11 protein-coding genes are annotated in these 14,744 nt (G+C 32.8%); 5 read left to right on the forward strand and 6 right to left on the reverse strand.

The features are described from left to right. Nucleotides 1-36 precede the first annotated feature (36 nt). Nucleotides 37-648 (forward strand): C39 family peptidase, encoded by a 612-nt coding sequence (locus MHI13_RS19755; protein WP_002432648.1) that lies wholly within the window; start codon nt 37-39, stop codon nt 646-648. Nucleotides 649-712: 64 nt separating this feature from the next. Here MHI13_RS19755 and MHI13_RS19760 read toward each other — a convergent pair whose 3' ends face one another. Further along, entirely contained in the window at nt 713-1,522 is an 810-nt protein-coding gene (locus MHI13_RS19760; RefSeq protein WP_002432317.1) for a metallophosphoesterase, read from the reverse strand. A gap of 336 nt (nt 1,523-1,858) precedes the next feature. On the opposite strand from MHI13_RS19760, the gene MHI13_RS19765 reads away from it, so the two are divergent. Together MHI13_RS19765 and MHI13_RS19770 are read left to right on the forward strand one after the other, a co-directional pair. After that, nucleotides 1,859-3,262, forward strand: a complete 1,404-nt coding sequence (locus MHI13_RS19765; protein WP_002432511.1) for an amino acid permease — start codon at nt 1,859-1,861, stop codon at nt 3,260-3,262. A 248-nt stretch (nt 3,263-3,510) separates the two neighbouring features. After that, the gene (locus tag MHI13_RS19770; RefSeq protein WP_002432893.1) at nt 3,511-5,718 is read left to right on the forward strand and encodes a cation:proton antiporter; all 2,208 of its coding nucleotides are present in this window, start codon (nt 3,511-3,513) and stop codon (nt 5,716-5,718) included. Between the two features lie 126 nt (nt 5,719-5,844). Here MHI13_RS19770 and MHI13_RS19775 read toward each other — a convergent pair whose 3' ends face one another. Next, entirely contained in the window at nt 5,845-7,674 is a 1,830-nt protein-coding gene (locus tag MHI13_RS19775; protein ID WP_002432693.1) for an APC family permease, read from the reverse strand. A gap of 289 nt (nt 7,675-7,963) precedes the next feature. Between MHI13_RS19775 and MHI13_RS19780 the strand changes: the two genes are divergently transcribed. Further along, a complete protein-coding gene (locus tag MHI13_RS19780) occupies nt 7,964-9,463 on the forward strand; it encodes a serine hydrolase domain-containing protein (RefSeq protein ID WP_002432549.1) in 1,500 nt (499 codons plus the stop codon). A gap of 180 nt (nt 9,464-9,643) precedes the next feature. After that, complete coding sequence (gene yidC, locus MHI13_RS19785; protein ID WP_002432847.1) at nt 9,644-10,465, forward strand: membrane protein insertase YidC; 822 nt, start codon at nt 9,644-9,646, stop codon at nt 10,463-10,465. A gap of 95 nt (nt 10,466-10,560) precedes the next feature. Here yidC and MHI13_RS19790 read toward each other — a convergent pair whose 3' ends face one another. The 4 genes from MHI13_RS19790 to MHI13_RS19805 form a co-directional block, all read right to left on the reverse strand. Continuing rightward, nucleotides 10,561-11,412 (reverse strand): NAD-dependent epimerase/dehydratase family protein, encoded by an 852-nt coding sequence (locus MHI13_RS19790; RefSeq protein WP_064210168.1) that lies wholly within the window; start codon nt 11,410-11,412, stop codon nt 10,561-10,563. 55 nt (nt 11,413-11,467) lie between these two features. Continuing rightward, nucleotides 11,468-11,941: a DUF1440 domain-containing protein gene (locus MHI13_RS19795; protein WP_016898595.1), complete on the reverse strand. Its 474-nt coding sequence runs from the start codon at nt 11,939-11,941 to the stop codon at nt 11,468-11,470. A gap of 139 nt (nt 11,942-12,080) precedes the next feature. After that, the gene (locus MHI13_RS19800; RefSeq protein WP_002432930.1) at nt 12,081-13,013 is read right to left on the reverse strand and encodes a 2-dehydropantoate 2-reductase; all 933 of its coding nucleotides are present in this window, start codon (nt 13,011-13,013) and stop codon (nt 12,081-12,083) included. A gap of 143 nt (nt 13,014-13,156) precedes the next feature. Continuing rightward, on the reverse strand, nt 13,157-14,557 hold the full coding sequence (locus tag MHI13_RS19805; protein ID WP_002432852.1) for an MFS transporter: 1,401 nt from the start codon (nt 14,555-14,557) through the stop codon (nt 13,157-13,159). Between the last annotated feature and the right edge of the window lie 187 nt (nt 14,558-14,744).

Raw genomic sequence — 14,744 nt, forward strand, 5'->3', positions numbered from 1 at the left:
ATATTAAATGAATACCAGTTTGTTGAGGAAGAAATTATGAAGAAAACCATTTTACCAGTTAAACCTATAAGTCAATTATTTCCAATCCCTATGGTTATGGGATGTGAAGGCGTATCTGCAGCAATGTTACTACAATTTAATCATCATTCAATTAAAGCAACGGAAATTATGAGCAAATGGCCTAAACATCCTAACAATCCATATAAAGGTTACGTAGGCCACCCACTGTTAGTGAAGTTAGGTTACCACCAAACCATCTTTCCTGCTGCATTCGTTCCTTTCCTCAAGCAATATGACAATCGTGTTAAAGATGGTTCAGGTTCTAGCTTAAAACAACTTGAACGCGTAATTGATCAAGGACAACCTGTCATTATATATCATACAAGTTTAGGTGCTAGACCCTTTCACCGCGTGTTCCGTCTTGATAATAAACCTACTAGACTTGTATCGAACATTCATGTCACATTATTAATAGGTTATGATGATACTTATTACTATTATATTGATCCTTTGTGGACACAACTAACTAAAGGAATTGTAATACCTTCAATCATTCCAAATCATAAACAGATAATCAGAATTAAAAAACAAAAATTAGAACGTAGTTATAACGCCCCAGGCCAAATGTGTGTATTCGTTCAACCATAATAGAAAGTGAAATCTCGAGACAAAGCGTTGTTGTCTCGAGATATTTTTTAATTACAATTAAATTTTAAATATGGAAATCTATTAACGCATGATTGATTTCTTTAGCTAAATCAGACGTTCTCCATTGTCTTTGATAACCTAGACACGGGCACATGTAAGTTGTATCACTATCTCTTAGTTCTTTTCGAAAATGAACATGCCCCATAATACTATATTTAATAGGATATTTCTCATAAATATAATCAAAATCTTGCGTCCCAATAAATGCATTAAAAAAATCAAAAATTCGATGTGGTGTAGGTACAACAAATTGTGGATGTGTAACCACATGTGTCATTAAAATAATATTACGGTCATCAACGTTCTTGATATCTTCATCTACCATTTGGGCAGCCACTTTTGACAACTGTTGGTCTGACGTAGTCCAGTCAATTCTTACTTTATCTTGCCATGTCGCCCCGTAATGTTTGCCTTTTTTAATTTTGTCTAATGAAAACCGCTTATCTGCATAACTATAATCATACCAACCTGTATGACCAACAATGGCCCACTCATCATTAACAATCAATGGACGTCCTATTAAACATTCTTCTTTTGTTTTATAAAATTCTAAGATCTCAGTTGATGATTTATCCGAGCCATCGGACCACAAATCGTGATTCCCAGGTATAAAATAAGTTGGAATTTGTATCATGGCTTTTAAATGGACAATAAACTGATAACTCATTTTATAATCATTAGAAATATCTCCGGCAATCAATAATATATCCAATTTCCTCTCATTAACTACCTCTGCCAAAATATTGAGATAGCTTTCCGGTTTGAGTTTTGGGTGGCGATCAATATGTAAATCTGAAATTGTACCTATTTTCATGATTTGACCCTTCTTACATTAGATTACAATAATTTTTATTATTACATATCCAGAAATTAAAGTTAATTAATCAGTTTAGTAATATTACTTGCTATTTACAAAAATAAGATTATAATTAAGTATATTTTTTAGCTTTACTGAATTTTTATAGATACAAATAATATCAATCTAATTTTTTGATTATTCTAAAAAATCATAAGTATTTATTATCATAAACACTCTTATAAATGTATTTACTTATATTTCTGTAAATCATTGCTTTATCAAAATTGTTTCTATAATATTAGACGAAAGAAAACGCTTTCATAAACATTTGTTTTTCTGAGGAGGAAGTCTATGGCTAGACAATTGCATAGGGAGTTAAATAATAGGCATATCCAATTAATTGCTATTGGTGGTGCTATTGGAACTGGATTATTTCTAGGTTCTGGGCAAACTATTTCTTTAACTGGACCGTCACTATTATTTACTTATATGATTATTGGGATTATTTTATTCGCATTTATGCGTGCTTTGGGAGAATTGTTATTAAGTAACTCTAAATTTAATTCATTTGTAGATATCGCAAATGAATATTTAGGGCCTTTTGGAGGATTCGTAATAGGTTGGACTTATTGGATTTGTTGGGTCGTTTCGAGTATGTCAGATTTAACAGCCATGGGGCAATATTTCGCATTTTGGTATCCTCAGGTCCCTCATTGGTTAACTGTGTTATTTATTGTACTGATTTTAATTTCATTTAATTTATTAGGTGCTCGTTTATTTGGAGAACTTGAATTTTGGTTCTCAATCATTAAAGTTGTAACTATCGTAGCGATGGTAATTGTTGGATTGGTTTTAATTTTCCTATCATTTAAAACGCATTATGGTCATGCTTCATTTACCAATTTAGTTAAGCACGGAGGCATGTTCCCACATGGTCCTTTCGGATTCTTAATGTCATTTCAAATAGCAGTCTATTCCTTTATTGGTATTGAGCTTATCGGTGTAACAGCTGGTGAAACGAAAGATCCTGAAAAGACTATCCCTAAAGCCATTAATAATGTTCCTATTAGAATTTTACTCTTCTACATCGGTGGTTTATTAGTCATCATGTCAGTCATTCCATGGGATAACATTGACCCAGATAGTAGTCCTTTCGTAAAGCTATTTAGTATTATTGGCATACCTTTTGCGGCTGGTATAGTGAACTTTGTTGTCCTAACTGCAGCCGCTTCAGCTACAAATAGCGGTATTTACTCAAATAGTCGTATCTTGTTTGGTTTAGCTAAACAAGGTTTGGGACCTAAAGTATTAACTAAAACAAATTCTAACGGCGTGCCCTACCTTTCAATGTTCGTATCATCGATCACTTTACTTGTAGCAGCGTTGTTAAATTTTATCTTCCCAGATGCAATTAAACTATTTATATATGTTACGACTTTATCAACTGTACTCTTTTTAGTAGTTTGGGCAATGATTATCGTGTCATATATAGTTTATGTTAGAAAGGACCCTGAAGCACATAGAAATAGTAAATTTAAATTATTCGGTGGTCAAGGCGTCGCGTTTGTCGTATTAGCTTTCTTCTTCTTTGTATTTATATTATTATTCTTTAGTGCTGATACACGTGCAGCAATCTTTATTTCGCCAATCTGGTTCATATTCTTATTCTTCTACTATAAAAAATATAAATCAAATGCCAAAGCGTTAGCTGAAAAACAACATTTAAGCAATCAAAAGCAAACTAAAAACATATAAATGTTCTCTTTAAAAACATCTTAAAGAATATAATTTGTTATTCTTGCGCTTATATAAGATGTCTTCAATTATTACTCTTTGAGTGGCGGAACTATGAAAGAATTATAAACAATTCTTTTTGTTCCGCTTTCTTTTTTTGGGGTAATAATTAATACAAATTAAAGTTAAATTCTGCTAAAAGTTGTGTATATGTGATTTACATTTTTAAATGGTAAAATATATGTTATTGATTTATAGAGGAGAATCATATGGAATTATTAGAAGCTTTTTTAATTTTTATATTTGCAGTCATTGTAAGTTCTGTCTTACATAATATGTTTCCTAAAATTCCAACTGCATTTATTCAGATTGGTTTAGGTGTTGTCATCTTTACTCTACCTATTCCAATGCATTTCGAATTTGATTCAGAAGTATTTATGATGGCCGTTATTGCCCCATTATTATTTGTTGAAGGAACGCATGTGTCTCGTTCTAAATTATTGGAATACCGTAAACCCGTCATTTTAATGGCAATGGCCTTAGTTTTTACAACGGTTATTGGCGTCGGTTACTTTATACATTGGATTTGGACCGATTTACCAATGCCAGCTGCTTTCGCGATAGCTGCGATTTTATGTCCTACTGATGCTGTGGCCGTATCAGCCATTACAAATGGGAAAGTTTTACCTAAAGGATCAATGTCTATTCTAGAAGGGGAATCATTGCTGAATGACGCAGCAGGTATCATTTCATTTAAAATTGCGGTCACTGCGCTTGTCACTGGTGCTTTTTCAGCAATTAACGCTATCGAACAATTTATTATTTCGACAATCATCGGAATATTAGTCGGTGCCATCTTCGGTATTATTGTCGTGAGAATACGTATCTACCTTACAGCGAACAAAGGATTAAAAGATAATAACACATTAACATTTATCCAATTATTGACACCCTTCGCTATTTACTATATAGCTGAAACATTGCATGCATCAGGTATTATAGCTGTAGTAGTAGCAGGTTTAATTCATGGTTTAGAACGTGATAGATTAATCCGTGCACAAACAGAATTACAAATGAACTTTACACAAATTTGGAATACGTTTAGTTATGCACTGAATGGCTTTGTCTTTGTTGTACTTGGATTCATCGTACCTGAGGTTGTTATGGAAATTGTTAAAGATGAACCTGAAAATATTAAATTCTTAATAATGTTTACCCTACTCATTGCGCTCGCTATTTATGTATTTCGTTTTATTTGGGTATTTGTATGGTATAAAGACTTTTATTTCCCGAAAAATATTCAATATTACATGGATAACTCAGATGAAGAAGAAACACCTCCCAATCGAGCACACTATGCTTTTATAATGACAATGTGTGGAATTCACGGAACGATTTCACTATCTATGGCATTGACCTTGCCGTATGTAATTAGTAATGGACATCGTTTTGAATATCGCAACGATTTATTATTCATTGCATCATTGATGGTATTAATCAGCTTAATATTAGCTCAAGTCATTTTACCGCTCATCACGCCTTCTGAAGAAGTATCACATTTCAAAGGCATGAGTTACCAAGAAGCGAAAATATTTATCGTTCAGAATGTGATAGATCATTTTAAAAATGAATCTAAAAACAATCCTTCCATAGATTATAGACAAGTGATGAACCAATACTTTCAAGAATTAGGATTTCTATTAAATATTGAACCTGATAGTAAAAATACAAAAGAGTTGCGACGTTTAGAAGATATTGCAGAAGATGTGGAAACAAATACGTTACAAAAGCTTATCGATAATGGGAAAATTGATGCTACAAATGTTCGAGACTATCGTAATGTCATGGATGCTACTCAAGCTTATAATGAGAAAACGTTTGTAGAGAAATTTACTCGACTCTTTAAAATGATTTACTTGCGTTTTAAAGCTAGAAAAAATCGTAAAAAAGAAGAACGTTTAGTTCATAAACAAGAGCATGCGAGACTTAGAGCATCACATCAATCAACAAGTGACAATAAAACTAGAATTCGTGAGCAGCGTGAAGCATATAAAAATTCAAGACAAGAATTAAAAGAAGAACGTAAATTGAGAAAACAGCAGTTCCATGATAGTTACAAACAAGTTCAAAAAATCTTGCGCATCGTCAACCACCATATCGTGTTGAGATTACGAGAGGAACAAGATAGCTCGAATGTTTTAGAGGTAAGTTTAGTAATCAATCAATATTATTCATTATTACGTATGTTACGTAGTCATTCACGCAAAGACTTTAAATCCACTAAATCCCAAACACAAAGTAAAAATGACCTTGTTCCTGAAAATTTAAGAAAGTTAAAATTAGAAGGTTTATATAAACAAAGAACTATTCTGGATAAGTTAATCCAACGTAATAAAATAACGAATGATGTTGCAACACAAATTCGTGAAAATATTAATTACAATGAAATTGTTTTATCTCAGGAATCAAAAGAATAAGGCTTATCATTTCAAAAATATGACTTTTAAATAGCTATGTATATAAAAAGGCTCAGAAAGAAGATTGTGATCAATCTTTCTGAGCCTTATTTAGTATGGTTACTTGTTCTCTCATACTGTCTCACATTATTTAGTTAATTTAAATGGAATGGTACATAATATAACGTTTTTTTGATAGATCAAATGCATTTTCAATCTGAAGCTTGTTTGATTGTGAAGTAGATTGTGCCATGGTTTTTTGGGAATGAATTCAGGCACAACTACTGTGATTAAATAGTTTTGATCATTCGCTTTTTTACGAATTTTGTCGATAAATCTTGAGATTGGACGAATGATACTTCTATATTCTGAATGTAAAATAACTAATCTTACATCTGGGAAGTGTCGTTTCCATTTCTCCATTAATGCTTTATCATCTTCATCTCCAAAAGTGACATGGACTGCGATAACATCGTTATCAGCTAACATTTGAGCATAATAAATTGACTTATCAACCGCCGTCGTAATACTAGGTATTGGCACAATAGCTAAATTACGATCTACAACAGGAATGTCATGTACATCGATATCTGAGCGTAATTGTTGAGCTATATTTTTATAATGCGTATTAATTCTCATAAATACAGATACTACAAATGGTAAGAAGAATAATATTGGCCATACTTGAGTAAATTTAGTGATTAGAAGAATCATAAATACGATAAAAGTAATTGTTCCACCCACTAAGTTAAATGATAGTTTAATACCCCAACCTTTAGGACGTTCTTTTACCCACTTCAAGACCATACCAAATTGTGCTAATGTAAATGGAATAAACACACCTACAGCGTATAATGGAATTAGATTTTCAGTCATTCCGTTAAACACAATAATTAATATAATCGCCAAGACACCTAAAACAATAATTGAATTTGAATATCCTAAACGATCACCACGAACTATGAACATACGTGGCATATACTTATCCTTAGACATTGATGCAGCCAACATTGGAAATGCAGTAAATCCAGTATTGGCAGCTAATACTAATATCATTACTGTTGTTGCTTGAACGAAATAGAATGCAACGTTATTACCAAATATTTTTGAGGCCAGTTGAGATAACACAGTAGTCTCTGTTTGAGGCATTACACCATAAACGTAAGAGAGCCCCACGATTCCTACAAGTAAAACTGCTAGAATAGTCCCCATAGTTACTAATGTTTTGACTGCATTTTTCGGAGCAGGATCCTTAAAGTTGGTGACAGCATTAGAAATAGCTTCCACACCTGTTAAAGAAGAAGCTCCAGAAGAGAAAGCCTTTAACAGTAAGAATAATGTTACCCCCGGTACTGCAGTGCCAACAGTTGAATGCATATGTGGTTGCACGTCTCCTATAGCAACACGATATGTTCCTACAATAATTAATACAATTAATCCTATTATGAATAAATAGACTGGATAAGAAAGTACAGTGGCTGATTCTGTAAGCCCTCTTAAATTCATAATTAAAATGAACAAAACTAATAAACAAGCAATTAACACTTTAAAATGGTATAAGCTTGGAAAAGCAGCGACAAACGCATCTGCACCTGATGAAATACTAACTGCAACGGTTAGAATATAGTCTACTAATAGTGAACCACCTGCGAGCAATCCCCATTTCTCACCGAGGTTCGTTTTAGAAACCATATACGCACCTCCACCTTTAGGATATGCGTATATAACTTGTCTGTATGACATGATTAAAGCTGCAAGTAAGATAAGAACTGCACCAGCGATTGGTAAAGTATACCATGAAGCAACAGCACCAATTACTGATAAAGTGATCAATATTTGCTCTGGTCCATAGGCAACAGATGATAAAGCATCGGAAGACAGGATTGCTAAACCTTTAAATTTAGTAATTTTTTCATCCTTTAAGTCTCTATTTTTCTTTGGACGCCCGATTAAAAGTCTTTTAAATTGATTAAACATAACGCTTACCTCTTTAACTCTTTATCAATGGCTAAACTATACTCCCATCTCTATAAAATGTATAGGTTTTCAAGTCATCTTTTAATATATCATTTACTCCATTAGTGTTAAAGTACACTTATTTTTAGTTGCGTTTTACAAAATTTTTAACTATACAAAAGATTGATAGCAATGTAACGAGTCTTTTTATGAAGTATTTTTCAAGAAAGCTGGTATAATAATAAACACTTATCGCATTTGGGTTGTACACAATCGAATGTAAATACCAAGATTAATTGAGGAAAGCGCAATGAAAAAGAAACATTTTATCATCACTATTGTAGCCATGATGATTCTTATATTAAGTGGTATATTAACAAAACATTATACCGCTCATAGTAAAACGGAGAGTATGCTTACCCATCATTCACAGAAACAAATCGATCATATCGTTCACTCAGCAATGAATAATGGTAAGATACCTGGTGTCTCCGTGCTTATTGTTAAAGATAATAAAGTCTTTTTAAACAAAGGTTATGGTTATGCCAATGTGGATCAAAAAATGAAAGTGACCCCTCAAACAAAATTTGAAATTGCTTCAAATACGAAAGCTTTTACTGGATATGGGATTCTTCAACTTGCTGAAGAAGGTAAATTAAATTTAAATGATAAAGTATCAAAGTACATTCCAGACTTTTATATGACATATAACGATGAGAAAAAAGATATCACTATTAAACAATTGCTAGGACATACAAGTGGCATACCGAGTGATATTACTGAAGAGGATCATTATTCGGAAGATTATAATAGTCTGAAACATATCGTTGAATATGCTAAAGGGAAAGAATTGAATAATGCGCCTGGTGACAGCTTCGAATATTCAAATATGAATTATGATATCCTAGGTTTAATTATTCAAAACGTCTCACATCAATCTTATCAATCATATATTAAAGAACATATATTAGAGCCGTTACACATGCGACATACTAGTTTCAAAACTACAAGTAAAAAAGGTAAAAACGAAGCTACTGGCTATGAATTAGTAAGTGGTGAAGCTATAAAGACTACACCTGAATTTAATATTGGTGATACCCCATCAGCTTTTATGATGACGAGCACCAAAGACTTAGAAAATTGGGTTAAACAACAATTAAAACCTTCATCTAAAATGAATTCTATAATCAAACAATCACATCAAAAGATTTCAGAAACTGAAAATCAATCAGACGATGATGGTTATGCTGCAGGTTGGTTTATTAATTCGAGCAGCCACATTATTTCTCATCCAGGTACTCTTAATAATTTCTCGTCAGAAATTTTACTTAATCCTACGAAATCTTACGGAATTGTCGTGTTAGGAAATATGAATTCATCTCAAGTAGCAAATCTAGCTGAAAACTTAAGTTCACAAATTTTAAATAATGATCACTATACAACTATTGAACAAAAAATTGATGAGTCTAAAAGTTTTAATCATACGATAACTATTATAACCGGTCTTGGGGCATTCATGTTTTTACTTCTGAGTTTAATACGACTTAATCACTTAAAACACCAACGTGTAATCTATGATAAAAGGAAAGTTCCATTTATAACATTCCTCCTGATCATCACATTATTTGTCATATTGAGTATTGCTATTTATTTACTTCCTTTGTTTATATTAGGAAATGTAAGTTGGACATTTGTATTATCATGGTTACCTGCACATGCGAAGTGGCTGTTAACGAGTGTTTACCTTTTCTTGTTAATGATGATGATATGGTTAGCCATTAATGTTTTGACACGTCATCCCAAAAGTTAAATATCAGATTTTAACACTTAAGCAATGAATCTTTACATTTAAGAATGATTGCACATTCTAAAGTTTCAATTTTGATACTTTTAGAGTGTGCAATTTTTTATATCTATAAATACTTTGTACGTAATTTTTTGTTAAAATTCAATTATATTGTTAGAGATAGAGATAAAAAGGAAGATGACTATGCACAAACGACTTGCTTTAATATTGTTAAGTTTAATAATATTTTTAGCCGGCTGTGATTACTCGAAAAAAGAGAATCAAACAGGCTTTTTCTATAATTTATTTGTTAAACCAATGGACAGCTTACTTCACTTTTTAGGTAGATTATTTAATGACAATTATGGTTTAGCTATTATTGTTATTGTTCTTATTGTACGATTTATATTACTACCTTTAATGGTAATTCAAGTGAAAAATATGCATATGATGCGTGAGAAAACGAATGTGGTAAAACCAGAATTAGATGCGATTAGAGAGAAAATCAAAAAGGCTGACACTCAAGAAGAACGTAATGCGGCTAATCAATTATTAATGAAGAAATATAAATCATATGGAATTAACCCTTTTAAAAACATGATTGGATGCTTTCCGGTAATTATTCAAATACCAATACTAATGGGGTTATACATGAGTTTGAAATATCCAACAAGTGATGGAATCACTAAGTATCCTCATTTCTTGTGGTTTAACTTAACTGAACCAAATTTAATTATGACAATTATCGCAGCTAGTATGTACTTTATTCAACCATTAGTCAATTCAATTCATTACCCTAAAGATCAAAGAAAAACATATTATGTAATTATGGTAGTTTCGCCGATATTCATTACATATGCTTCTTTAACTTCCGCTTCAGCACTTGGTCTATACTGGAGTATCAGTGCAGCATTCCTAATAGTTCAAATGCATCTTGCACACTCTTATTATGGGAAACAAGCTAAAAAAGAAGCAGCCAAACTTAAAGATCAATTAGAACTAAACCAAGCTAATAAAACAGAGTAATAATTTGAATTAATAGACCATATAAATAGCACTATTTAGAGCGTGAAGACATCTATATAGAAGATGAACTAAACACTCTAAATAGTGCATTTCTTTTATTCTATAGGATTCATACCATCTTTCCATGTTGAATAGATGAGTTTACCACCTTGTGCTTTGAATTTGTCATTCGTCACACCTCGTTCAAATGGTTGTGCGGGTTGTATTGTTATTTTTGGATTAACCTGTAATTGATTCTTATACCATTCAGCAAAATCAGAACCTTTAACAGGTTCATCGTCTGCTACATTGTAAATACCATTGTCAAAATCAATCGCTTGAATAGACGTTTCTACAGCATCATCAAGATGCACAAATGATGTAACACCATCGCTTAATGTAACATCGCCGTCGATAAATTGGTTATAAATCATGCCATCTTTGCCATACCAAGTTCCTGGTCCATATAACCAACCAAAACGTAAAACAACATATTCTCCTAGACGTTTAGTTTCATTTTCAAGACCTTCTACGCCATCGACTGTGACTTTTCTATCTCCGGTAGAATTATAGTCTAAAGGCGTTTCTTCTGTAGCTAATCCTTCACCAGCTTCATAGGTAAAAGCAATGCTCTGCGCGATTACTTTTCTAACGTTATGCTTAATTGCAGCATCCATTAAATTTTTAGAACCATCAATTCTCACTTTAGTATTCGCACTCATATCTACATTTTTTAAATCAGTAATTTGATTGATAATGATTTCAGGTTTAAAAGCTTCTATAGCTGCATCAATTGTGTCGGCTCTAAGAATATCACCGACATAAGGTTGCACACCTGCATTTTCCAATTTCTGTTTACCATGTTCTGATGTAGTAAAACCTGCGACTTCATGTCCCTCTTCTTTAAGACGTTTTACTAATTTCGTGCCAATTAAACCTGTTGCTCCTGTTACAAATATTTTAGTCATTTTATTCACCTTTTCTTTCTATTTTTTAAAATGAATTTCCTCAATAACTTTAACTTTATTTTAAAGCTGATCTAACGTAATCAATAGCATTCATCCAAACAATATGACCTAGTAATTCAGAAATACGTTCTTCTTTAGGTAACTCATCAATTTCAGGAGTTAAACCTACACGAGGTAACAAGTATTCATGAAATGCAATATTTATAGCTATGCCAAATAAACTCCCTCTTAAAACAGTTACTTTGGAATATCTTTCAGCAAGAATCGCATATGCGAACGCATGTGCAATTGAAAAGCCATAATGAATGCCCATCACAGCTATTGGTATTTCATTTTGATTGTAGTTATAAGTAGCATGTTTAATCTTCTCAGGTAAGCCTAATTGATTTAATAATGTCATAGGTGGCGGCTCTTCTTCACGTTCAGGAGTTCTCGGCGGTACTAACGCTTCCCATCCCATTTTAATAGCTCCTCCAATGAAGCCTCCAACAAGGCCTGTAACCATGATTCTTTTACATGTACTAGACATCATAACATCTCCTTTTATACTCACTTTTGTGTTTACCCTTTTCAAAAAAGCTAAAGCATATTGTAAAAAAGAAGTAGCACATTGAATAACTTCTTTATCATCTTATAAAAAAGTTAAAACAAATGTCCTACTTCATTATTTATTGTGCGTTTAACTGACTTTCCTTTGAATGAATCAGATTTGTCACAAATTCATTCACTGGAGCGGGTATATGATTTTCTTTGCCTAATCGTGCAACTGCACCATTAATATAGTCAATTTCAGTTTTACGATGATCTTTGATTAAATCTTGATACATAGAAGGATAGTGCGGACCTACCTTTTCATTCAAGTCTATTAGATATTCAAAAACTTCATCAACATTAAGGTGAACATGATCAGATGTTGCAACATGAACAATTTCTTGTGTTAATTTATAAATTAAATTTTTGGCATAGCTACTTTCATTTAAAGTGGCTAAGTTACACTCCAAGATACTGCACAATGCATTCGCTGTGCCGTTAACACAAATCTTCTTCCAAATTGATTGATGTAAAACTTCGCTTACGACTCCATTTAATTCACTTTGATTGAGGATATCTACGATAATTTTTACGTTATCGATCCCCTCTGGAACAAGACAACCAACTTCTACGGGACCGCTTCCCATAAGGTGAGTATGACCCGGAACGTCTATACCCGCTGTCCATGTAGTGACACCACGAACAATACGGGCATCTTCTACATAATTGCGAATGAGTCGTTCATGTTTTAACCCATTCATCGTACAAACCACAATGGTTTCTTTATGAATATGAGGTTTGATTGCATCTAACACTGACTCTAATTGCATAGATTTAGGAAATAAAAATATAACATCGTAAAGTTCATTAGACGGAATTTGTGAGAGACAATGCATAGGAATGTCAAAATGATATCCCTCACCATTAATATCAATATGTAAGCCTTCCTGTTGAATAGATGTGACTTGGGGTTCCCAACCATCTATAAGAGATACGTCATAACCATTTTGAAACAGTTTGGCTCCAAACCCACTTCCAAGTGCGCCAGAACCCGCAATTGCTATTTTCATTCCTTACATCCCCTTTATTAAGTGATATTATTTTTAAACTACTACTTAAAAGATAAAGCGTCAATGCACATTCGCTCTTTTTTCTAAATTTTCTGTTAATTTTTATTTTAGAAAATGGATGGCCAATACGCCATCCATGATATTTATAAATTTGATTGTTTTTTAGGAACTAAAAACAAGATAGCTATTAGAGCGAGGAGTGCTACAATTGCGTTAAATATCACACCCATAAAACCACCGAGTGATAAATTTAATTGCGCAGCAAGCACACTATAAACTGTACTTGAAATAGCGACACCAAAGGCATTCCCTAAAGAAGAAGCCATTTTGTATACACCTGAAGCTACACCTACTTTTTCGTCTGGTGCTTGAGCAACAGCTGTATCTGTTGAAGGCGTCGCATAGATACCTAAACCAGTACCAAATAATAAATACCCTACAACACTCGCTGCGATGTACCATGCGTCAGGTAAAAATGTTAAAGAAAGTAGAATTAAACCTATAACTGTAAAACCACTTCCCATAAGTAGTGGTCGTTTAGGTCCTAATGCTTGTAAAATCTTTTCACCTACACGAATCATAATTAATACCGCTACTAAATATGTAAGTGAAATATAGCCTGTTTGTTGAGAATTAAAATCTAATTGCTGTTGATAATAAGTGTTAACCACAATTAACGTACCACCTGCAACACCATTTAACATAAAGTTTGAAACTGTTGCACCGGTATAGCCTTTATTTTTAAATAAATCAAAGTCAACAAGAGGATGTTTGATTCTATTCTCATACATAACGAATACGATGAGTGAGATAACGAAAACGGCAATTAAACCTAATATAAGTGGAGACATCAAGCCATAATTAGATGTTTGAGTAATAATAACATTAATACTTAACATACAAATCACTAAAATGATTAATCCAATAACATCAAATTTCTTAGGTTCCAGAGGTTTATTGCCGATAGGTTCAGCTTTCGTCTCGGGAGTATGTTTCATTAAAAACATTGCTAATATCGTCAAAATAATAGAGATAATAAAAATAGAACGCCAGCCAAAATTTGTCGCCATTAATCCACCAAATAATGTACAGACGCCACTACCACCCCATGAGCCAATAGACCAATAACTGAGCGCGCGTTGTCTAGCTGTGCCGATGTAATATTCATTAATAATCGCTAACGTCGCGGGCATTATACATGCAGCAGAAAGTCCTTGAACTGCACGACCAATAATTAATAGACTCGGTAATGGTGTAATAATGATAAGAATTGAACCAATGATATTTAATGCTAATCCAATATATGTAAGTTTAACGCGTCCAAATTTATCCGCGATATCACCGGCACCAACAATAAATAAGCCAGAAAATAATGCAGATAAACTCACAGCAATATTTATCGTACCGATATCACTGTTATATGATGATTGTAACGGGACAACCAAGTTAACCAGTGACTGTGCAAATAACCAAAACGTGATAACTCCTAATATAATCCCTAGTAAAAGGCGGTTATCTCCCCTAAATTCTTTTGAAGTATTCATCTATCATTTATTCCTCCTACTTGAATTAGAAACCCTAAATCTGAAAGACTAACTCACTTTAAAAATATTTATTTATCTTAATTAACGAAAATACCCCTGATTATTTTTTCGTAATTTTACATTAAGAAACTTTATCACATTTAAATTTACTTTTTAAATGATACCAACAAATATGGTAAAATTTTTA

It is taken from the genome of Staphylococcus sp. FSL K6-0223 (assembly GCF_038008285.1).